Here is a 22,106-nt window from a genome sequence, read left to right on the forward strand (position 1 = left end):
CCCCGGTCGCCGAGCCCACGACCGCCGCCGTCGCCACCACCCGCACCGGCCGGGCCGTCCGCGGCGCCGCCTCCCGGCGCGGCACGGCCCCCGCCCTCGGCACCGCCGCCGCGGTCGCCGCCGCCCGCGAGGAGCCGGTGACCGTGCAGGGCGAGTCCTCCACGGTCACGCTGCGGGGCGACGTCACGGTCGGAGGCGACGTCACGGTGCGCGGGGACGTCCACGTGGAGGGAGAGGTCACCGTACGCGGAGAGCCGGCGCCCGTCCGCTGGGGCGAGCTGTACGGCGACGAGGCGGCACGGCAGGACGCCGGGTCCCAGCCTGAGGGCGGGTCCGGGGAAGACGACGTCAGGTCCGCCGACCCGAGCGGGGCGGCGACGCAGCCGCTGCGCGAGGACGGGACAGCGGCGCGTTCCGTGGGTGACGGCGGCGCGGAGGAGCAGTCCCCGCGCGAGGCCGGGACAGCGGCGCGGTCCGTCCGTGACGGCGGCGCGGAGAAGCAGCCAGTACGTCAGAGTGGGGCCGGGACGGGGAGCGGCCGGCCCGCGCGTCAGGAGTCGGCTGGTGGACCCGCCCCAGGTGAGGGGCGAGAGCCCGGAGGGCGGCGTGACGAGCGGTCCGGGGCCCGGCAGGAGCCCGTGGTGGGCAAGCCCATCGACACGGAGGCCCTCCGCCGGCTGCGCAAGCTCGCGGCCAGCGCCGACCCGCAGCCTTCCGCGCCCACCCGAGGCGCCTCACGCGCTCTCCCCGGCCCCCAGACCGGGGCCGCCCCCCAGCCCGATCTTCCTGCACCGCCCACCTCCCGCACCGACCTCCCCGCACCGCCGCGCTCCAACGGGTCTCCGGTGGAAAGCGGGGCCGCGGGCCTTGGCCCCGGCGAGGAGGCAGGGGGCGGTCGTCGTCTCGCCGGTGAGCGTCCGGGGGATGACGAGGTGGCCCGCATGCAGCACCGCAAGGGGCAACCGCCCAGGCAGGTGCGGCCGCCGCTCGGTCCCGACTCCCAGCCGGTCCGTCTCATCCCACCGGTTCTCAGCCGTTCCGAGGCCGAGCCCGCGCAGGTCAACACCGAGCCCGCGCAGGTCAACACCGAGCCCGAGCAGGGGCACGCCAAGACCGAGCAGGCCAAGCCAGAGAGTGACAAGGCCGAAGCTGCGCACGCGGAGGCTGAGCACGCGGAGGCCGGGCACGCCGAGGCTGGGCAGGGGCAGGTGGCGAGCGTCGCGCAGGCGCATGCAGAAGGGGCTGCCGCTCCTGTGACGGTTCCCAAGGAGGGAGCGGCCGACGGAGGCCCCACGGCGGTCGAGACGACGGTGTCCGAGACAGCCGTGTCCGAGACGACGGTGTCCGAGACCGTTGCGTCTGAGACGGCGGTGTCGGGGGCGGTCGCGTCTGAGACGGCGATGTCCGGGAAGGTCTCGTCTGAGCGGGTCTCGTCCGAGAGTGGCCTGCGCGAGAGTGCTGTTCGGGAGGGCGGATCGCGCGAGTCCACTACGCGTGAAACCGGACCCCGTGAGGTCGAACCCCGTGAGGCCGCACGTGAGACCGGGCATCGTGAGGCCGAACTCCGTGAGGTCGGCCCCCGTGAGATCGCTCCCCAGGAAACCGCCGCCCGTGAGGGCGGGGCTGGGTGGGGTGGGCAGCGGGTGGTGGGGGCGGCTGGGAATCGGGAAGGGCGGGTGCGGAGGGTCGAGTCCGTCGTCGGGCGCGACTCCGGTGGGTGGCGGCGCATCGCGCAGGTCGTCGTCGGCGGCGGCGGTGTGCGCAGCGACGGGTCCGAGATCGACGAGGCCCGCGCCCGCGCCGTCTTCAGCGGCAGCCGTCGCATCGTGGTGCTCGGCTGCACCGGCGGCGCCGGGCAGAGCACGACCGCGCTGATGCTGGGCCACACCCTGGCCCGCCACCGTGACGACAAGGTGATCGCCGTCGACGCCAACACCGGCGGCGAGACCATGACGAGCAGGGTGACCCCCGAGACGCCAGAGACGCTGGCCTCGCTGCTGGCCGGGCTGGACCATGTCGGCGGCTACCTGTCGATGCGGGGCTACACCACCCGAACCGCCTCCGGGCTGGAGGTGATCGGGGCCGACACCGACGCGGATGCGGAGCGGCGGATGTCGGACCGCACGCTGTTCTCCGACCACCGCCTCGGCCAGGCCATCCACCTGCTCGACCGCCACTACAAGCTGACCGTCATCGACCCGGCCGCCGCGCTGGCCGCCCGCGTCCTGCCGTACGCGGACCAGCTCGTGCTCGTGGTGCCCGCGAGCGAGGAGGCTGCGGAGGCGGTGGCGATGACGTACGAGTGGCTGGACGGGCACGGCTGCGCGGACCTGCGCAGGAGGGCCGTCATGGTGGTCAACGGGGTGAGCAGGCGCTCGATGTCCGACGTCGAGCAGGCGGAGGCGGTGGCCCGCGGCAGGTGCCGGGCCATCGTCCGGGTCCCCTGGGAGGACGACCTGGCGCCGGGGGGCGCGGAGATCGCCGACCCGGGGCAGTTGCGCGCGGCCGGTCGCCGGGCCTACCTGGCCCTCGCCGGCGTGGTGGTCGCGGGCTTCGCGGCACAGTCCGTCCGAGTGAGCGAAGAGGAGTTGGCGAGTGACCCCCCCGGCACGAGAATCGGTGAGCGTTAAGTGAACGAGCGAGCGTGGACGCCCGGCTCATGCGCCGAGGGGGTGGCATGAGCCGGGCGTCCAGAGCGCACCAGCGCCTCGCGGTCCGTTACTTCGACGACCGCATCCTGCTCACGGACACCAGCGCATGGGCGTACTTCCGCCTGCCGACGGTCAGCTACGAGTTCGTCACCCCCGAGGAACGCGAGGCGCTGGCCACCAACATCACGATCGCGCTGGCCGCGATCAGGATGCCGGACGCCGAGGTCCACCTGCGGGTGGCGCACCGCACGTACCCCGCGGCGGAGTGGGCGATGACGCTGAACGGCACCTCCGACGAGGGGCCGGGCTGGCGCGACTACCTGGAGGAGATGTACCGGCACGTCTGGGCGAAGGACTTCTGGACCAAGGAGGTCTACCTCGGCGTACGGCTGGGCCCGCGCGGCCGGCAGATCGGCGGCGGCGTGCTGTCGCAGCTGTTCGGCTTCTACCAGCGCACCGAGAAGGTGCTGGGCATCGCCGACGACCATGTGCCGGACGGCGAGATCGCCCGCTGGACGGAGCAGGCCGAGCGGCTCGGCAGGGCGCTGGCCTCCAGCGCCCTGTACGCCCGGCACGCCACCTCCGTCGAGGTGGCGTGGCTGTTCCAGCACGCGGCGGCGGGCGGCATCGGCGATCCGCCGCCGTCGGCCAGCACGAAGCGGCGCTGGGGAAAGGGCGAGATCGAGTCGCTGGTGGAGGGTGAGATCCACAACGGCCGGTCGTTGCTGCGGATCGTGCAGCCGCAGGGCGACTCGTACGTGGCGCACCTGTCGTTCGCCCGCTTCCCCGACATCATGCCGTTCCCGGACGGCGAGCCGTGGATGCACTTCGCCGACCAGCTCCCGTTCCCGGTGGAGATCTCGTCGCGGATGCGGCTGATCCCGCCGGTGAAGGCGTCCAAGGACGTCGCGCGCAAGCTGGCGCACGCTCGCGACATGGACATCCACATCCGCGAGGCGGGCGCGGAGGCGCCGATCGCGCTGGCGGAGCAGATCGACGCGGCCCGCATGCTGGAGCACGGCATCACCAAGGAGCGCCTGCCCTTCGTGTACGGCTGGCACCGGCTCATCGTGTCGGCCCCGACCGAGGACATCTGCGTGCAGCGGGTGGAGGCGGTCGTCGAGCACTACCGTGACATGGGCATCGACGTGGTCAACTCGACGGGCGACCAGTTCTCGCTGTTCTGCGAGGCGCTGCCGGGCGAGAAGGTGCGGGTCAACGCCTACGCCCAGCGCCAGCCGCTGCGCACGATCGCCGGCGGCATGTCCACGGCGACCGTCGACCTCGGCGACCGGCTCGGCGAGGGCAGCGAGGGCTGGCACGGCCCGTACATCGGCGAGACCGTGGGCCGGGCGCGCAGCATCGTCCACTTCGACCCGCTGGTCGCGGCGACCCGCAACCGGCCGACGGCCATCGCGATCACCGGCGAGCCGGGCGGCGGCAAGACCACGCTCGCGCTGTTGATGATCTACCAGATGGCGCTGCGCGGCGTCACGGTGGCGGTGATCGATCCGAAGGGCGACGCCGAGTCGCTGGTGCAGCTCCTGCAGAAGCGGGGGCGCAGGGCGCGGATCATCCCGCTCGGCTCGGCCGCGCCGGGGCTGCTGGACCCGTTCTCGTTCGGTGACGACATCGCGGCCAAGAAGACCATGGCCACGGAGACGCTGCGCCTGCTGCTGCCGCGCATGTCGGAGGAGCGGGAGTCGGCCATGATCCAGGCCGTCGCCGCCGTGTCCAACGCGCCGGACCCGTCGCTGGGCAAGGTCGTGGAGTTCCTGGAGCAGTCGGGGGACGCGGCCTCCAAGAACCTCGGGGCCGTGCTCCGCTCGATGTCGGAGATGCACCTGGCCCGGCTGTGCTTCGACCCGTCGGGCGGCGACCAGATCGACAGCGAGGGCTGGACGACCGTGTTCACGCTGGGCGGGCTGACGCTGCCGGACGCGGCGACCACCCGCGACGACTACTCCTACGAGCAGCGGCTGTCGGTGGCGCTGCTCTACCTGGTGTCGCAGTTCGCGCGGCGGCTGATGAACGGGCTCGACCGCCGCGCGCCGAAGGCGATCTTCCTGGACGAGGCGTGGGCGATCACGTCCACGCCGGAGGGCGCCAAGCTGGTGCCCGAGGTCAGCCGGATGGGCCGGTCCCGTAACACCGCGCTCGTCCTGGTCTCGCAGAACGCCGGTGACCTGCTGAACGAGCAGGTGACCAACTGCCTGTCGTCGGTGTTCGCGTTCCGGTCCACCGAGCGGGTCGAGGTGGACCACGTCATGTCCCTGCTCGGGGTGGAGCCGTCGGAGGAGCACAAGGCGGTGCTGCGCTCGCTCGGCAACGGCGAGTGCGTGTTCCGTGATCTGGACGGCCGGGCCGGCCGCATCGCAGTGGACCTGATCTCGGAGGAGCTGCTGCGCTGGCTCGACACGAATCCGACGCACGACAAACCCGGCGACAGCGGGCATGATCTTCAAGGGGGAGTGGGCCGAGCGCAGGAGGTACGGTCATGAAGGTCCGGCTACCCAGGCGGCTCGCGCTCGCGCTGGCCCTGATCGCGGGCATCCTCGTGGTCCCGCTCGTGGTGGGCGGCGTGTCGCCGGCCGCCGCGGCCCCGTGCGACCTGTCGCCGGCGCTCACCCCCGAGGTGATCGGCAGCGGCGTCGACGGCATGATCTCACCGCCGCCTCCCGAGGGCACGGTCCCGGCGGCGACCACCAACTACGCGCAGTTCGGCATGAGCGGCCAGTTCTGGCACACGTACGGGCTGGGCTGCTCCGACATCGTCGCCGTCCTCGGCAACGGCTGGGCCAACACGGTCTTCCTGTGGGCCAAGGCGATCGACCGGGTGACGATCACCACCTACCAGGCCGCCGCCACGGAGGGGCCGCTCCAGTCCATCAAGAACGTGGTGGACGACATCGTCACGAACCTGTCGGAGGCGATGTACTGGCCGTTCCTGCGGCCGATCGTGATCCTCGGCGCGATCTGGCTCGCCTGGTACGGGCTGATCCGGAAGCGCGCCACGACGACGGCCGAGGGCGTCATCTGGATGGTGCTGGCCGTCACGGTGGCGACCTGGTTCTTCAGCCGGCCGGGTGACTTCACGGGCCTCGGCAAGATCGTCACGGACAAGACCGGCGAGGTGGTCAACTCTGCCTTCTCCGGTCTGCCCGGCGCGGGCGGCGCCTCCTGCCTGCCCGGCCCCGGCCAGACCAACCCGCAGGTGAAGGCCGGCGGCTACGGTCAGACGGGCACGCCGGGGGTCGACCAGAACGCCGACGCCCTGTGGTCCACGCTCGTCTGCAAGCCGTGGCTGGTGGGCCTGTTCGGCACGGCCGACCCGAACGCGCCCGTGGTGCGCGACTACGGCCGGCTCATGCTGGAGACCCAGGCGATCCCGGCGCCGCAGGCGGGCCAGCAGGCCGCCGACCCGGCGGCGCACCAGGCCAAGTACGCCGAGATCGCGGAGAAGCTCCAGAACGACCCACGCTTCGCGATCTTCCAGGGCAAGGACTGGACGTCGCGGCTCGGCGTGGCCATCGGCGCGCTGATCGCCGCCCTGGTCGCGGGCGTGCTCATCTTCCTGGTGGCGGTGTCGCTGCTGGTGCTGAAGGTCGGCTTCCTGCTGTTGCTGATCATGGGGCCGGTGTTCCTGCTGATCGGCGTGCATCCGGGCAGTGGGCGCATCATCGCGATGCGCTGGGTGGAGATGCTCGTCGGCACGCTGCTGCGGCAGGCAGTGCTGGCGCTGGTGCTCGGCGTGCTCGTGTACGGCTACGCGCTGATCATCTCCACGGCGATGCCGTGGGGGCTGCAGATCCTGTTCATGGCCCTGCTGACGATCGCGGTGTTCTTCTACCGCAGGCCGTTCCAGCACCTGTTCGCCTCGATGAACGGCCACACGCTGGCCACCCGCATGCTCGGCGAGGCGGCCAGCTCCCGCACGCTGGAGCGGTCGGCTGTGGCGCTGCCGCCGGTGGCCTCGGCCCGCATCGGGCGCTGGGGCGTGCGCAAGGCGGAGCCGCTCATCCAGGCGGCCGCGACCGGCGCGGCGGCGGGGTCGGCGGCGGCCTCGGCCGTGGCGCAGGGCCGGGCCCGCGGCGAGGAGGCGGCGGCCGGTGGGGGGCAGCAGGGCACGCGGGTGCCCGCCACAGCGGCTCCACTGGCCACCGACCAGCAGGGCGGCAAGGCGGCGTCCCGGCAGGCGCCGGCGCCGCGTCCGGGCTCGGCGCCGCCGCTCAACCTCGGCGGAACGCCGGCCCGCACGCGCGGCGCCGCGGCCTCGGGCGGACCGCGGGCGGCGGGCGGCGCGGCCGGTGGTGCAGCAGGTGGTGCGGCCGGTGGTTCAGCGGGTGGTGCGGCCGGTGGCGCGTCAGGTGGGCCGGGCCCGCGCGTGTCCGGCGGGACCGGTCCGCGGGTGTCGGGTGGCGCGGTGTCCCGGCTGGCGGGAGCAGGCGGCGGCGGCAACCGCGGCGGCAGCACCGGTGGTGACGGCGGTGGCGCGGGCTCGTCAGGCGGCTCAACAGGCGGCTCATCAGGCGGTGGCGGCTGGTTCGGCGGCCGGTCCGGTGGAGGCTGGGCGTCGCGCGGCGGCCGTTCCGGTGGTTCGGGCGGCTCAGGCGGCGGGATCTTCGGAGGCTCGGGGTCCGGCGGGTCACGGTCCGGAGGCTCGGGCGGCGGGCTGTTCGGCGGCGGGTCGAGGTCGCGAGGGTCCGGCGGTTCCGGCGGGTCGCGTTCGGGCGGCTCCCGGTGGGGTGACTCGGGCGGCCGGCGGTCGTCGAGCCGCGGCTCCTCGGGCGGCGGGATCTTCGGCGGGTCGTCGCGGCCGGCCGACGCGCCGCGAAGCCGCGCGGAGGAGCCGCCGCCGCTGTGGCTGCCCAGCCGCCGCGGCAACGGCTCCGGCGGTGACGAGCCGCCCGTGCCGTTCTGGCTCAAGCCCGGCGGTCAGGACAGGGACTGACGATGGCCCTGTCCGGTGACAAGCGGGGGCTGGCGTTCGCCGCCGTCGTGGTGGTGATCGCCGCCGTCGGCCTCTACGTGACGATGTGGCCCGGCTCCGGCGAATCCTCCGAGGAGGAGCCGGTCGCCGGCCGTACGCCGAGCGCCGTGGTGACCGTGCCGCGCAGCACGCCCCTGGCGACGGCGAGTGACGCCCCGTTCGACATCTACGCGTACCTGCCGATGTCGAAGGAGCAGCTCGCGGCGTCGGCCGACCTGGCCGAGCGGTTCACCGCCGCGTACGGCACGTTCCGCTACGACGAGGACCCGGCGGCGTACGCCGACCGGGTCAAGGCGTTCGCCACGGCGGACCTCGGCGCCGTCCTGGCGCGCACGCTCACCTCGCCCGGCACGGTCGAGCGCAACCGCGCCGACGAGGTGGTGTCCACGGCCACGGCCAAGGTGAAGGAGATCAGGTCGGTGGAGAAGACCTCCGTGGTCCTCGTCGTCACCGGCACCCAGCAGATCACCGCCAAGAGCGGGAACAAGCAGCTCACCGACGACTACGCCGTGACGGTGAGCGAGATGGGCACCGACTGGCGGGTGTTCGACCTGCAGCCCGCCGGAGAGGGCCAGGACGGGGACACCACAGGGTGAACCTCTCACGTACCCGCGTGGCCCTGGCACTCGGCGCGGCCGGGGCGGTCCTGCTCGCGCTGGTCATCGTGTCGCCGATGCTCATGACCTCGATCCCGTCGTTCATCGGCAACGGCGGGCAGCAGCCCGACTGCGGGAGCGACGCGAAGGCGCAGGAGGCGTCCGACTCGGCAGCCTCCGACATCCCGCCCGACTACCTGGAGCTGTACAAGAAGAACGGCGAGAAGCTGGGCGTGCAGTGGACGATCCTGGCGGCCGTGGGCAAGCGCGAGACCGACCACGGCCGGTCCGACCTGCCCGGCGTCAAGAGCGGCACCAACTACGCGGGCGCGGCAGGGCCGATGCAGTTCCTCATCAGCACGTGGGGCGGCAAGGCCAAGGTCCCGATGTCGTCGCAGGTCAACGGGTACGCCTCCGACGGCGACGGTGACGGGATCGGCGACGTCTACAACCCGGCCGACGCGATCCTGGGCGCGGCCAAGATGCTCAAGCGCAACGGCGCGCCGGAGAACGTGCGGCGGGCGCTGTTCGTCTACAACCGGGCCTGGTGGTACGTGGACCAGGTCGAGGAGATCGCCCGCCGCTACGCCAAGTCGGGCGAGGTCCAGGAGCCGCCGGAGGCCGACGGCTCCTGCGACGACCCGCTGGTGGAGGCGGCGCCGAGCGAGGTGGTGGGTAAGATCCTGGCGTTCGCGCTGAAGCAGCGGGGCAAGCCGTACCTGTGGGGCGGCACGGGTCCTGACGCGTTCGACTGCTCGGGGATCATCTACGCGGCCTACCAGGCCGCGGGGCTGCACATCCCGCGCACCACGTTCCAGCAGTGGCCGTACGGCGTGAAGGTGTCGCAGGGCGACGAGCAGCCGGGCGATCTGGTGTTCTTCAACGCGGGGCCGGGCACGTCGCCCGACAACCCCGGACATGTGGGGATGGTCGTGTCGAAGGGGAAGATGATCGAGGCGCGGTGCCGGCTGTGCGGGCCGATCAAGGTGACGACGTACGAGTCGCGTACGAACATCGTGGGCTTCACCCGGCCGCTGCAGAACCCGGACACCCTCGAACAGCTCAAGAAACTGCGGACGCTATGACGGTGGTCGTGGTGGCGGCGGTGATCGTCGACGCGCGGAGGCGGGTGCTCGCCGCGCAGCGTGCCGAGCCGCCCGCGCTGGCCGGCGGCTGGGAGTTCCCGGGCGGCAAGGTGGACCCGGGCGAGAGTGAGGCCGAGGCACTCGTGCGTGAGTGCCGGGAGGAGCTCGGCGTGGAGGTCGCCGTGGGGGAGCGGGTCGGCGGCGACTGGGCGCTGGCCGAGGGCTACGTCATGCGGGTGTGGCTCTGCTCGCTCGCCGCCGGCACGCCGGAGGCCAAGGAGCACCTGGCGCTGCGGTGGCTGGCGCCGGGCGAGTACTTCGACGTGGCCTGGTTGGGGGCGGACCTGCCGGTCATGCGGGCGGTGGAGGAGGTTTTGCGCGCAGGTTAACCGGGATTTGTCGGGGAATCTGGGGATAGTTCCGTCTTTACTGTGCCTTTTACCGGGCTAAGATTCCTTTGACGATTAAGATCCTCATGACCATGGTTTCGGATCGTGCGGAGGGCACAGGTGGCACGCACGCGAGCGACGGCTGTCTCCGCGATGGTCCTTTCGCTGGGCCTGACCGGCATCGGCGCCGCGCCGTTCGTCATCCAGAGCGCCAGCGCCTCGGTGTCGGCCTACGACCCCGTCGTCGATCCGTGCGACACCGACCAGGCCTGCGAGAGCTCGCCCGAGGTCACGATCACGGTCACCACCACGCTCCCCACGCCTGAGGAGGAGCCGGAGACCACGATCACCAAGACCATCACCAAGTCGCCGCCCGCCACCAAGACGGCCCAGCCGACGCCGAAGAAGACCAGGACCAGCGCGGCGGCCACCCCGCCGCCCAGCACGCCGGAGCAGAGCATCCCGGCGGTGGTGCCGCCGCAGACGTCGGCCTCGGTGGAGGTCCCGCTCACGACGCCGAGCGAGGAGCCCACGCAGGAGCAGAGCGTGCTGCTGCCGAGCGTCGCCGGCACCGAGCTGCCCTCGGCGACGCCCACGGCCACACCGCAGGAGACCTCGACGAGCGAGTCGGTCCAGCTTGAGGTGCGCGCCGCGACGCCGGAGTTCGACCAGGCCGAGATGACCCGCAAGCTCAGCATCCCGGCGCTGATCATGGTGCTGCTGGTGCTGTTCGCGGTGCTGATCTTCGAGGGGCGGCTGCGCCGGATGGCGCACGCTGCGGCCGTCCGCAGGGCCGGACCGCAGGTGCCCCGGCCCGACCTGGGCGGCCCGGGGTACGCCGGCTATCCGCCCGGCGGGCCCTACCCCGCGGGTCCCGGCTACCCGCCGCCCGCCGGTTACCCCGCGGGTCCCGGCTACGCCGCGGGTCCGCACGGCTACCCGGGCCCGACGGCGTACGCGCCGATCCTCAGCTTCGTGCCGGTCCAGACGTATCCCGGCGGTCCGGTCCAGTACGGGGCCGTCTACCAGGAGCCGAGCCCGTACGGCCGGCCCGACGCGGGTGCTCCCGTTCTGCCCGCCCTGCCCGGTCTCGTACCCGAGTCGGCCGCCGAGCCGGTGGTGCTGTACAGCAACGAGCCGGTCCAGGAGGAGCGCCAGGAGGCGTACCGGGCGCCGTTCGAGCCGCTGGTCCCGCCGGAGCAGCCGCCGGCCGACATCCCGGCGGGCGGCGCCGCGCCGTACGAGGAGCCGCCGGAGCACCCCGTGAGCCCGGCCTCGGCCGCCGAGACGGGCGACGCGGAGCCGTGGCAGGCGCCCCCGTCCGGCCCCGAGCCGGACGCGACGCTGATCCAGTTGCTGCCGGACGAGGACGGCGGCAGGCACCGCCGCAAGCACTGAGCGCTCCGCGCAGGACCCTGACCGAAACGCCGAGGCGGCCGGTGGAATCCCACCGGCCGCCTCGGCGCTTTCAGGCGCGGGTCACTTCGGGCGACGGAAGATCTTGTTGCCGAGCCACACCAGCGGGTCGTACTTGCGGTCCACCACGCGCTCCTTCATCGGGATCAGCGCGTTGTCGGTGATCTTGATGTGCTCGGGGCAGACCTCGGTGCAGCACTTGGTGATGTTGCAGTAGCCGAGCCCGTGCTCTTCCTGTGCCGACTCCTGGCGCTCGGCCACGTCGTACGGGTGCATGTCGAGCTCCGCGATGCGCATGAGGAAGCGCGGCCCCGCGAAGGACGTCTTGTTCTCCTCGTGGTCCCGGATGACGTGGCAGACGTTGTTGCACATGAAGCACTCGATGCACTTGCGGAACTCCTGGGACCGCTCGACGTCGATCTGCTTCATGCGGTACTCGCCCGGCCGCACCCCCGAAGGGGGCGTGAACGAGGGGATCTCGCGTGCCTTCTGGTAGTTGAACGAGACGTCCGTGACCAGGTCCTTGATGACGGGGAAGGTCCGCATCGGGGTGACCGTGATCGTCTCGTCCTCCTCGAAGGTGGACATCCGGGTCATGCAGCCCAGCCGCGGCTTGCCGTTGATCTCCATGGAGCAGGAGCCGCACTTGCCGGCCTTGCAGTTCCAGCGGACCGCCAGGTCGGGCGCCTGGGTGGCCTGGAGGCGATGGATGATGTCGAGGACGACCTCGCCCTCGTTCACCTCGACGGTGAAGTCCTCGAGCTTGCCCTCTCCGCCCTCACCGCGCCAGACCTTGAACTTCGCCTTGTAGCTCATCTCGAAATCCCGTCGAACTCTGTCATCTCTTCGTCGGTGAGGTACTTCTTCAGCTCGTCGCGCTCGAACAACGTGATCAGGTCGTCGCGCATCGCCGGCTGGGTCTTCTCCTCGACGGTGACCGAGGAGCCGTCGGACGTGGAGCAGACGAGCAGCTTGCGCCGCCACTCGGGGTTCATGCCGGGGAAGTCGTCGCGGGTGTGACCGCCGCGGCTCTCCTCGCGCAGCAGCGCGGCACGGGCCACGCACTCCGAGACCAGGACCATGTTGCGCAGGTCGAGGGCCAGGTGCCAGCCGGGGTTGTAGATCCGGGACCCGGCGGCGCCGACGAGGCGGACCCGCTCCTTGAGCTTCTCGACGACCTCCAGCGCCTCGGAGACCTCCTCGGCCTTGCGGATGATGCCGACCAGCTCGTTCATCGTGCGCTGGAGCTCGTGGTGCACCTCGTACGGGTTCTCGCCGGCGCGCTGCAGCGGGGCCAGCGCCTCCTCACGGGCCTCGTCCACCAGCTCCTGGACGACCTTGGGCCGGGCGGGCAGCGCGTCCACGTACGCGGCGGCGCCCGCGCCCGCGCGCCGGCCGAAGACCAGCAGGTCGGACAGGGAGTTGCCGCCGAGGCGGTTGGAGCCGTGCATGCCGCCGGAGACCTCGCCCGCGGCGAACAGGCCGGGCACCGCGGCGGCGCCCGTGTCGGCGTCGACCTCGACGCCGCCCATGATGTAGTGACAGGTCGGGCCCACCTGCATGGGCTCGGCGGTGATGTCGACGTCGGCCAGCTCCTTGAACTGGTGGTACATCGACGGCAGCCGCCGCCTGATCTCCTCGGCCGGCAGGCGGGTGGAGACGTCGAGGAAGACGCCGCCCTGGGGTGAGCCGCGTCCGGCCTTCACCTCGGAGTTGATGGCGCGGGCCACCTCGTCACGGGGCAGCAGCTCCGGGGGCCGCCGGTTGTTGGCCTGGTCGGTGTACCAGCGGTCGCCCTCCTCCTCGGTGGTGGCGTACTTGTCCTTGAACACCTCGGGGATGTAGTTGAACATGAAGCGCTCGCCGTCGGAGTTGCGCAGCACGCCGCCGTCGCCGCGGACCGACTCGGTGACGAGGATGCCGCGCACGGACGGCGGCCAGACCATCCCCGTGGGGTGGAACTGGATGAACTCCATGTTGATGAGGTTGGCCCCCGCGAGCAGCGCCAGGGCGTGGCCGTCGCCGGTGTACTCCCAGGAGTTGGAGGTCACCACGTACGACTTGCCGATGCCGCCGGTGGCGAGCACCACGGCCGGGGCGTCGAGGACGATGAGGTTGCCGCTCTCGCGCCAGTAGCCGAAGGCGCCCGAGATGCGCTCGCCGTCCTTGAGCAGGCGGGTGATCGTGCACTCGGCGAAGACCTTGATGTAGGCCTCGTAGTCGCCGTGCCGCTCGTAGTCCTCCTGCTGGAGGGCGACCACGCGCTGCTGGAGGGTGCGGATCAGCTCCAGGCCGGTGCGGTCGCCGACGTGCGCCAGGCGCGGGTACTCGTGGCCGCCGAAGTTGCGCTGGCTGATCTTGCCGTCCTTGGTGCGGTCGAACAGCGCGCCCCACGCCTCCAGCTCCCAGACCCGGTCGGGGGCCTCCTTGGCGTGCAGCTCGGCCATCCGCCAGTTGTTCAGGAACTTGCCGCCGCGCATGGTGTCGCGGAAGTGCACCATCCAGTTGTCGTCGGAGTTGACGTTGCCCATCGCGGCGGCGGCCCCGCCCTCGGCCATGACCGTGTGGGCCTTGCCGAACAGCGACTTGCACACGATGGCGGTGCGCTTGCCCTGCTGGCGGGCCTCGATGGCGGCCCGAAGCCCGGCGCCGCCCGCGCCGATGACGACGACGTCGTATTCGTGACGCTCGATTTCCACTGAGATTCCTTACGCGTACGGGAAGGCGATGATGCCCTTGGCGACCAGGCGGACGTAGAAGTCGGCGCCCATGACGGAGAACATCGAGGCCCACGCGAGGGGCTGGTGCTTGGCGTTGAGCTTGGAGACGAAGGTCCAGGCGCGGTAGCGGAGGGGGTGACGGGAGAAGTGGTTCAGCCGGCCCGCGGTGATGTGCCGGCATGAGTGGCACGACAGCGTGTACGCGGCGATCAGGACGGCGTTGAGCAGCAGGATCCAGGAGCCGAGGCCGATCGGCCGGTGGACGAGGGCGAGGATCGCGTCATAGGCGAGGATGGCGCCGATGACGATGGCGCCGTAGAAGAAGTACCGGTGGATGTTCTGGATGATCAGCGGGAAGCGGGTCTCACCGGTGTACTTGCCGTGCGGCTCCTGGACGGCGCACGCGGGCGGCGACAGCCAGAACGAGCGGTAGTAGGACTTGCGGTAGTAGTAGCACGTCAGCCGGAACCCACCGGGCAGGCCGAGGATCAGCAGGCCGGGCGGCAGCGTGTACCAGTCGCCGAAGGGCGCCAAGCCGAAGAGCCTCGCCCCCTCGGGGCAGGAGGTCGCCAGGCAGGGCGAGGAGAACGGCGCGATGTACTCCGGCCCCGGCACGTAGTACGGGGTGTCGAAGATGGCCCACACGCCGTAGACGAGGAAGGAGCTGAGCCCCAGGAAGGTCAGCAGCGGGGCCAGCCACCATCGGTCTGTGCGCAGTGTGCGCACCTTGATCTGCGCACGTTGCCTTCTGACGGGCGCGTCGGGCGTCGTCTGGCTCATCGGGGACCTCTCCACCTCCCGCGGACCCTTCACTCGCCTGGGGTCCGGGTCGTTCGCTGTTGCGCGCGGTGCGGGGCGTCGTCTCCGCTCGGGCGCGCATTGGTGGGGGATACGTTACGACGCCCGCGTGAGCATTTGTGACAAGGGTCACTCACTTTTTCGATGACCCGCTGTGATTCCTGTCACGTCCACGCGTCAGAGGCGCTTCCCCCGGTGCGGCAACTTAACCACCGTGACGAAAAAATCATCTATTTGCCGGACAACTCGGATGAATTGCTCGAAATCCACGGGCTTGGAGACGTATGCGTTGGCGTGCAGCCGGTAGCCCTGGAGGATGTCCTCCTCGGCCTCGGACGTCGTCAGGATGACCACCGGGATGGCGCGCAGGTCGGGGTCGGCCTTCACCTCGCGCAGCACCTCCATCCCGTCCATGCGCGGCAGGTTGAGGTCGAGCAGCACCAGGTCGGGCCGTGGCGCTTCCTGGTAGGCCGCCTCGCGGCGCAGGAAGGCCATCGCCTGCTCGCCGTCGTTCACCACGTGCAGGTGGTTGCTCACCTTGTTGAACTCGAACGCCTCCCGCGTCAGCAGGATGTCGCCCTGGTCGTCCTCCACCAGCAGCACCTCGATCGGGCGGCCGGCGCTCATGCGTCGTCCCCCACCGCGGGCAGCGTCCAGCGGAAGGTGGCGCCGGGCCCCTCGGCGTCGCCGTCGAGCCAGAGCCGGCCGCCGTGATATTCGACGATCTTGCGGCAGAGCGCCAGCCCGATGCCCGTTCCCGGGTAGACGTCGCGCGGGTGCAGGCGCTGGAAGATCAGGAAGATCCGGTCGGCGTACTTGCCCTCGATCCCGATCCCGTTGTCCGAGCAGCTGAACTCCCACATGTCGTCCTTCCGCACGGCCTCGATCCGGACGCGGGGCGGCTCCGCGGAGCGGAACTTCACGGCGTTCTCGACGAGGTTCTGGAAGAGCTGCGTGAGCTGGAGCCGGTTGCCGAGCACGCGGGGGAGCGGGTCCGCCGTGACGGTCGCGTCCGTCTCCTCCAGGGCCGCCGACAGGTTGTCCAGGGCCGCGGACAGCGCCGGGCCCGTGTCGACGGGCGTCCGCTCGCCGCTCACCCGGCCCACCCGCGAGAAGTCGAGCAGGTCGTTGATGAGGAGTTGCATGCGCTTGGCGCCGTCCACCGCGTAGTGGATGTACTGCCTGGCGCGTTCGTCGAGCCGGTCGCCGTAACGCTGGTCGAGCATCTGCGTGAAGCTGGCGATCTTGCGGAGCGGCTCCTGGAGGTCGTGGCTGGCCACGTAGGCGAACTGCTCCAGCTCGCCGTTCGAGCGGCGCAGCTCGGCCGCCTGCTCCTCGGCGCGGCGCCAGGCGGTGACGATGCGCTCGCGCATGGCGTCGACGTGGCCGGACAGCTCCGCCAGCTCCGCCGGGTGCTCGACGGTCGGGCGGTGGTCGAAGTCGCCGGCCGCGACCTGGCGCACCTGCTCGGTGAGCTGGGCGATGGGCTTCAGGACGACGTACCTGAGGACGCAGCCCAGCACCACGCCGGTCACCAGCAGGATCAGCAGCAGCACGATCAGCGCCACGTACAGCCTGCCGAGGTGTGCCTCCACCTCCGGGCGTGGCCGGGCCGCGCGGATCTGATCGATGAGCAGGATCGTGAACACGATGGCGGTCGCGAACGCGAGCGTGACGACCGAGCCGACGACCGCGAACCAGCGGCCCATCGGCAGGCCGCCCAGCCCGGTGGCCACACGGGGCGGCGGCAGCGGCCGGATGCCCGACACGTCGCTCATGCCGTCCCCTTCCTGAGGAGCACCATGGCGAGGTCGTCGTCCGGGGTGCCCACGTGGCGGACGAGCCGGTCGAGGTCGATGGAGCCGTGCTCGCGGACGAGCTCGACCAGGCCCTCGACGCCGAGCGGCAGGCCGTCCTCGCCGGCCGCGGCCTCGATGAGGCCGTCGGTGTACATCATGATCGCCCATTCCTCCCCGAGGGGGACATCGATGACCTTCCACTCGGCGTCGGTGAAGATGCCGAGCGGGGGCCCGGACGGTGTGCCGTCCACCACGTCCACCGCGCCGTCGCGCACCAGCAGGGGCGGCGGGTGGCCCACGACCCGCATCCGGGCATGACGCAAATCGGGGGTGATCGTGGCCATGCACAGCGTGGTGAAGATCTCCGGAGCCTTGCGCTCGGCCCGCAGCAGCGCGTCGAGCGTGTGCAGCATCCGCTCGCCGGTCTGCCCGGCCAGTACGAGCGTGCGCCAGGCGATGCGCAGGGCGACGCCGAGCGCCGCCTCGTCGGGGCCGTGGCCGCACACGTCGCCGACCACGGCGTGGATCGCGCCGTCGGAGGTCTGCACGGTGTCGAGGAAGTCGCCCGCGAGCAGCGTGCCCTGGTTGCCGGGCAGGTAGCGGGTGGAGTGCTCGACCGCGTCGGTGCGCAGCAGCGCGACGGGCAGCAGCCCGCGCTCCAGCCGGGAGTTCTCCTTGGCGATCAGCTCGGCCTCGACCAGGCGGAGCTGGGCCAGGTCGGCCCGCTTGCGCTCCATCGCGTAGCGGATCGCCCGGGCCAGCAGCCGGGCGTCGATGTCCTGCTTGACGAGGTAGTCCTGGGCGCCGGCCTGCACCGCGGCGACGCCCACGTGCGCGTCGCGCAGGCCGGTCAGCACGAGCACGGCCGCGTGCGGCGCGAGGCGCAGCACCTCCTCCAGCGCCTCCAGGCCCGAGGCGTCCGGCAGCGTCAGGTCGACCAGCACGCACTGGATCGCGGTGGTCAGCTTCGGCCTGGTCTCGCGGAGACTGCGCACCCAGGTGATCCTCGGCGGCGCCTCCGCCTCCTTGAGCAGCTCCTCCACCAGGAAGGCGTCACCGTCGTCGTCCTCGACGAGGAGCAGCGTCAATGTCTCGGAAAGCGTTGCCGTCACACGCGGGCCTCTTCGCAGGGTGGAACTGTTGCAGCTCATTGTGCGATGAGCTCGACCCCTTGCGGAAGCGTCCCCTCGTGTCCCGCCTCGACCACGAATGCCAGGAGCGTGGCCCGGAACGCCTGCGCGGCCCTGGTCGGCTCCACGTCCCGGCGGTGCGCCAGCGCCACCGTACGGCTGAGCCCCGGCGGCGCGAGCGGCGTGGCGGTCAGCCCCGGCCGCCCGTCGAGCACCATCGAGGGCACGACCGCCACCCCCAGCCCCGCCTCCACGAAGCGCAGCACCGCGTCCATCTCGCCGCCCTGCACGGCCAGCCGCGGCTCGAACCCGGCCTGCCGGCAGGCGGCCAGCGTGGCCTCCCGCAGGTCGTAGCCGCGCCGGAACATCACCATCGGCCGGCCGCGCAGATCCTCGATGCGCAGGTGCGACTTGCGCAGCGGCTCGTGGGAGGAGGTCACCACGACCAGGTTCTCCCGCAGGAGCTCCTCGGTGACCAGCGCCGGGTCGTCGCCCTGCAACGGCATGATGATCAGGGACAGGTCGATCTGGCCGCGGGCCAGCGCCCTGACCAGGTCCCGCGAGCCGCCCTCCTCGACGAGCAGCTCGACGCCCGGATAGTCACGGTGGAAGCGGGCCAGCGCGTCGGCCAGCAGCCCCGTGCACAGCGAGGGCGTCGCGCCGAGCCGTACGCGGCCCTTGCGCAGGCCGGCCAGCTCGGCGACCTCCTGGCGGGCCGTCTCGGCGTCGGCCAGCATCCGGCGGGCCAGGGGCAGCAGCGCCTCGCCGGCGGCCGTCAGGGTGACGTTGCCGCGCGCCCGGGAGAACAGCGGCGCGCCGAGGTCGGTCTCCAGCGCCTTGATCTGTTTGCTGAGCGAGGGCTGGGCGACCCGCATCCGCTCGGCCGCCTGGGTGAAGTGCCTGGTCTCGGCCACTGCGACGAAGTAGGAGAGCTGCTGCAACTGCATGTGATATTCCTCGCACTGGCCTGGGCTGTTTCCGCGCGCCGGCCGTACAAACCAGACATCATAGCCGGAGGCTATGGAAACCAGGCCCGTCATGACTTGGACGGATCATCGCTGGATACCTAGCGTCAGAAAACGTGACTGCCACGATAGAGCGCGGCGCCGCCACCGCGCCTGTTAGCTCCCCCAAGTCCGCTCCACCGGCGAAGACGCCCGCCGCCCGGAAGCCGCAGAAGTTCCTGGCCTCCTCCAACGGCAAGAAGGCCGTCATGGCGGTCACCGGCGCCGTGATGGTCTCCTTCCTCATCCTGCACATGCTGGGCAACCTCAAGATCTTCTTGGGGCGCGAGTCGTTCAACGACTACGCCGACGCGCTGCGCACCCTCTTGGAGCCCATCGCCCCGTACCGGACGGTGCTGACGATCCTCGAGATCGGCCTCGTCGTGTCCGTGGTCCTGCACATGTGGGCCGCGATCTCCCTCGCCAGACGGGCGCACCGCGCGCGGCCGGTGAAGTACGTCGCCAAGAAGTCGCAGGCCGGCGGCTACGCCACCCACATCATGCGGTTCGGCGGCATCACGATCCTGCTCTTCCTGGTCTGGCACCTGCTGGACCTGACCTTCGGCGTGGTCAACCCCAAGGGCTTCGACTCCGCCCCGGCCGACCGGATGATCGCCGGGTTCGCCGCGTCGCGCTGGTGGGTGACGCTGATCTACCTCGTCGCCGTCGTCATGGTGGGCCTGCACCTGCGGCACGGCATCTGGAGCGCCTTCCAGACGCTCGGCTGGGCCAACCGCGCCCGCTACCGCGCGCTGCGCGCCACCGCCTCCGTCGTGTCCGCCGTCCTCGTCGTCGGCTTCCTCGCCCCGCCGCTCGCCATCACCTTCGGAGTCGTGAAGTGAAATACGTAGAGGGCTCGGAGATCCGGGACACCAAGGCGCCCGAGGGTCCCATCGAGGACCGGTGGGAGACGCGCAAGTTCGCCGCCAAGCTCGTCAACCCGGCCAACAAGCGCAAGCTCAACGTCATCGTGGTCGGCACCGGCCTGGCCGGCGGCTCGGCCGCCGCGACGCTCGGCGAGCTGGGCTACAACGTCAAGTCGTTCTGCTACCAGGACTCGCCCCGGCGCGCCCACTCCATCGCCGCCCAGGGCGGCATCAACGCCGCCAAGAACTACCGCGGCGACGGCGACTCCGTCTACCGGCTGTTCTACGACACCGTGAAGGGCGGCGACTTCCGCGCCCGCGAGTCGAACGTCTACCGCCTGGCCCAGGTCTCGGTGAACATCATCGACCAGGCCGTGGCCCAGGGCGTCCCGTTCGCCCGCGAGTACGGCGGCCTGCTCGACACCCGCTCGTTCGGCGGCGCCCAGGTCTCGCGTACCTTCTACGCCCGCGGCCAGACGGGCCAGCAGCTCCTGCTCGGCGCCTACCAGGCGCTGGAGCGGCAGGTGGCGGCCGGGACCGTGGAGATGTTCACCCGCCACGAGATGCTCGACCTGATCGTCGCCGACGGGCGGGCCCGCGGCGTCATCGTGCGCGACATGGTGACCGGCGAGATCGAGCGGCACGTCGCCGACGCGGTCGTGCTGGCCACCGGCGGCTACGGCAACGTGTTCTTCCTGTCCACCAACGCCAAGGGCTGCAACACCACGGCCATCTGGCGGGCCCACGAGCGCGGCGCGTACTTCGCCAACCCCTGCTACACGCAGATCCACCCGACCTGCATCCCGGTGTCCGGCGAGTACCAGTCGAAGCTGACGCTGATGTCGGAGTCGCTGCGCAACGACGGCCGCGTGTGGGTGCCGCTGCGCAAGGGCGACGACCGCGTGCCCGGCGACATCCCCGAGGACGAGCGCGACTACTACCTGGAGCGCATCTACCCGGCCTTCGGCAACCTCGTCCCCCGCGACATCGCCTCCCGGGCCGCCAAGAACGTCTGCGACGAGGGCCGCGGCGTCGGCCCCGGCGGCCTCGGCGTGTACCTCGACTTCCGCGACGCCATCAACCGGCTCGGCCGGGACGCCGTGGAGAAGAAGTACGGCAACCTGTTCGAGATGTACGAGCGCATCACCGGCGAGAACCCGTACGACACCCCGATGCGCATCTACCCGGCGGTCCACTACACGATGGGCGGCCTGTGGGTGGACTACGACCTGCAGTCTACGATCCCCGGTCTGTTCGTGATCGGCGAGGCGAACTTCTCCGACCACGGCGCCAACCGTCTCGGCGCCTCCGCGCTGATGCAGGGCCTGGCGGACGGCTACTTCGTGCTGCCCACCACCATCGGCGACTACCTGGCGGCCGGCCCGTTCGGCGAGGTCGACGAGGAGGCCGTGGCCGAGGCCGAGGTCAAGGTCCGGTCCAAGATCGAGCGCCTGATGTCGGTCAACGGCAACCGCACCCCCGACTCCTTCCACCGCGAGCTGGGCAAGCTCATGTGGGACTACTGCGGCATGGAGCGCACCGAGGAGTCGCTGCGCAAGGCCCTGGAGCGCATCCCCGAGCTGCGCAAGGAGTTCTGGGAGAACGTCAAGGTCAGCGGCACCCCCGAGGAGCTCAACCAGGTGCTGGAGAAGGCCGGCCGCGTCGCCGACTTCTTCGACCTGGCCGAGCTCATGTGCCTGGACGCCCTGGTGCGCACCGAGTCGTGCGGCGGCCACTTCCGGGCCGAGTCGCAGGACGCCGACGGCGAGGCGCTGCGCGACGACGAGCACTTCGCGCACGTGTCGGCGTGGGAGCACTCCCCGGACGGCGTGCCGGTGCTGCACAAGGAACCGCTCGAGTACGAGTACGTCAAGATGACCCAGCGGAGCTACAAGTGAACCTGACTTTGAAGGTCTGGCGGCAGAGCGGCCCCTCCGACGCCGGGCGCATGGTGACGTACAAGGTCGAGGACGTCTCGCCCGACATGTCGTTCCTGGAGATGCTGGACGTCCTCAACGAGCGGCTGATCCTCGAGGGCGACGACCCGGTGGCCTTCGACCACGACTGCCGCGAGGGCATCTGCGGCATGTGCGGCATGGTCATCAACGGCGTCGCGCACGGCGAGCAGCGGGCCACCACGACCTGCCAGCTCCACATGCGGCACTTCGAGGACGGCGCCACCGTCACCATCGAGCCGTGGCGGGCCGCGCCGTTCCCGGTCGTGAAGGACCTCGTCGTGGACCGGTCGGCGTTCGACCGGATCATCCAGGCGGGCGGCTTCGTCTCGGTGCCGGCCGGCTCGGCCCCGGACGCCCACAGCGTGCCGGTCCGCAAGGAGGACGCCGACGACGCCTTCGACGCGGCCACCTGCATCGGCTGCGGCGCCTGTGTCGCGGCCTGCCCGAACGGCTCCGCCTCCCTCTTCACCGCCGCCAAGATCACCCACCTGAGCCTGCTGCCCCAGGGCCAGCCGGAGCGCCTGACCCGCGCCAAGGCCATGGTGGACCAGATGGACGCGGAGGGCTTCGGCGGCTGCACCAACACCGGCGAGTGCACCGCGGTGTGCCCCAAGGGCATCCCGCTGGACACGATCGCCCAGATGAACAGCGACTACCTCCAGGCCAACTCGAAGTAGTCGACACACCCGCGCCACGTCGGACGT

At 71.4% G+C, this 22,106-nt stretch carries 17 protein-coding genes; 10 read left to right on the forward strand and 7 right to left on the reverse strand.

All coding sequences use genetic code 11. The features are described from left to right. The 7 genes from AB0H64_RS31480 to AB0H64_RS31510 form a co-directional block, all read left to right on the forward strand. The coding region (locus tag AB0H64_RS31480) for a hypothetical protein (RefSeq protein WP_357631923.1) at positions 1–2,630 on the forward strand (2,630 nt) is incomplete at its 5' end. A 47-nt stretch (positions 2,631–2,677) separates the two neighbouring features. Continuing rightward, positions 2,678–5,152 (forward strand): ATP-binding protein, encoded by a 2,475-nt coding sequence (locus tag AB0H64_RS31485; protein WP_357631925.1) that lies wholly within the window; start codon positions 2,678–2,680, stop codon positions 5,150–5,152. Next, positions 5,149–7,602 (forward strand): type IV secretion system protein, encoded by a 2,454-nt coding sequence (locus AB0H64_RS31490; RefSeq protein WP_357631927.1) that lies wholly within the window; start codon positions 5,149–5,151, stop codon positions 7,600–7,602. The genes AB0H64_RS31485 and AB0H64_RS31490 overlap by 4 nt, the downstream gene beginning before the upstream one ends. A gap of 2 nt (positions 7,603–7,604) precedes the next feature. Then, entirely contained in the window at positions 7,605–8,237 is a 633-nt protein-coding gene (locus AB0H64_RS31495; protein ID WP_357631929.1) for a hypothetical protein, read from the forward strand. Next, positions 8,234–9,322 (forward strand): NlpC/P60 family protein, encoded by a 1,089-nt coding sequence (locus AB0H64_RS31500; protein ID WP_357631931.1) that lies wholly within the window; start codon positions 8,234–8,236, stop codon positions 9,320–9,322. Before AB0H64_RS31495 ends, AB0H64_RS31500 begins: the two co-directional genes overlap by 4 nt. Further along, the gene (locus tag AB0H64_RS31505; protein WP_357631933.1) at positions 9,319–9,711 is read left to right on the forward strand and encodes a (deoxy)nucleoside triphosphate pyrophosphohydrolase; all 393 of its coding nucleotides are present in this window, start codon (positions 9,319–9,321) and stop codon (positions 9,709–9,711) included. Before AB0H64_RS31500 ends, AB0H64_RS31505 begins: the two co-directional genes overlap by 4 nt. A gap of 120 nt (positions 9,712–9,831) precedes the next feature. Continuing rightward, positions 9,832–11,109, forward strand: coding sequence for a hypothetical protein (locus tag AB0H64_RS31510; RefSeq protein WP_357631935.1), 1,278 nt, complete (start codon positions 9,832–9,834; stop codon positions 11,107–11,109). 81 nt (positions 11,110–11,190) lie between these two features. Here AB0H64_RS31510 and AB0H64_RS31515 read toward each other — a convergent pair whose 3' ends face one another. The 7 genes from AB0H64_RS31515 to AB0H64_RS31545 all read right to left on the reverse strand — a co-directional run bounded on the left by AB0H64_RS31515 (position 11,191) and on the right by AB0H64_RS31545 (position 18,521). After that, entirely contained in the window at positions 11,191–11,943 is a 753-nt protein-coding gene (locus AB0H64_RS31515) for a succinate dehydrogenase/fumarate reductase iron-sulfur subunit (RefSeq protein WP_310712822.1), read from the reverse strand. Beyond that, positions 11,940–13,826 (reverse strand): fumarate reductase/succinate dehydrogenase flavoprotein subunit, encoded by a 1,887-nt coding sequence (locus AB0H64_RS31520; RefSeq protein WP_357631937.1) that lies wholly within the window; start codon positions 13,824–13,826, stop codon positions 11,940–11,942. The genes AB0H64_RS31515 and AB0H64_RS31520 overlap by 4 nt, the downstream gene beginning before the upstream one ends. Before the next feature lie 9 nt (positions 13,827–13,835). Then, positions 13,836–14,627: a hypothetical protein gene (locus AB0H64_RS31525; protein ID WP_357631939.1), complete on the reverse strand. Its 792-nt coding sequence runs from the start codon at positions 14,625–14,627 to the stop codon at positions 13,836–13,838. 195 nt (positions 14,628–14,822) lie between these two features. Further along, positions 14,823–15,272, reverse strand: coding sequence for a response regulator (locus AB0H64_RS31530; RefSeq protein WP_357631941.1), 450 nt, complete (start codon positions 15,270–15,272; stop codon positions 14,823–14,825). After that, on the reverse strand, positions 15,269–16,423 hold the full coding sequence (locus AB0H64_RS31535) for an ATP-binding protein (protein WP_357631943.1): 1,155 nt from the start codon (positions 16,421–16,423) through the stop codon (positions 15,269–15,271). Before AB0H64_RS31535 ends, AB0H64_RS31530 begins: the two co-directional genes overlap by 4 nt. After that, positions 16,420–17,556 (reverse strand): fused response regulator/phosphatase, encoded by a 1,137-nt coding sequence (locus AB0H64_RS31540; RefSeq protein ID WP_357631944.1) that lies wholly within the window; start codon positions 17,554–17,556, stop codon positions 16,420–16,422. The genes AB0H64_RS31535 and AB0H64_RS31540 overlap by 4 nt, the downstream gene beginning before the upstream one ends. 35 nt (positions 17,557–17,591) lie before the next feature. After that, complete coding sequence (locus AB0H64_RS31545; RefSeq protein WP_357631946.1) at positions 17,592–18,521, reverse strand: LysR substrate-binding domain-containing protein; 930 nt, start codon at positions 18,519–18,521, stop codon at positions 17,592–17,594. A 134-nt stretch (positions 18,522–18,655) separates the two neighbouring features. Between AB0H64_RS31545 and AB0H64_RS31550 the strand changes: the two genes are divergently transcribed. From AB0H64_RS31550 to AB0H64_RS31560, 3 genes are read left to right on the forward strand one after another with little or no spacing between them, the layout of a single operon-like run. After that, a complete protein-coding gene (locus AB0H64_RS31550; protein ID WP_357631948.1) occupies positions 18,656–19,420 on the forward strand; it encodes a succinate dehydrogenase cytochrome b subunit in 765 nt (254 codons plus the stop codon). Next, positions 19,417–21,342, forward strand: coding sequence for a fumarate reductase/succinate dehydrogenase flavoprotein subunit (locus AB0H64_RS31555; RefSeq protein ID WP_357631950.1), 1,926 nt, complete (start codon positions 19,417–19,419; stop codon positions 21,340–21,342). The genes AB0H64_RS31550 and AB0H64_RS31555 overlap by 4 nt, the downstream gene beginning before the upstream one ends. Then, positions 21,339–22,079, forward strand: coding sequence for a succinate dehydrogenase/fumarate reductase iron-sulfur subunit (locus AB0H64_RS31560; RefSeq protein WP_355449561.1), 741 nt, complete (start codon positions 21,339–21,341; stop codon positions 22,077–22,079). Before AB0H64_RS31555 ends, AB0H64_RS31560 begins: the two co-directional genes overlap by 4 nt. Positions 22,080–22,106: the final 27 nt, after the last annotated feature.

The organism is Nonomuraea sp. NPDC050733 (assembly GCF_040654215.1).
Classification (GTDB): Bacteria; Actinomycetota; Actinomycetes; order Streptosporangiales; family Streptosporangiaceae; genus Nonomuraea.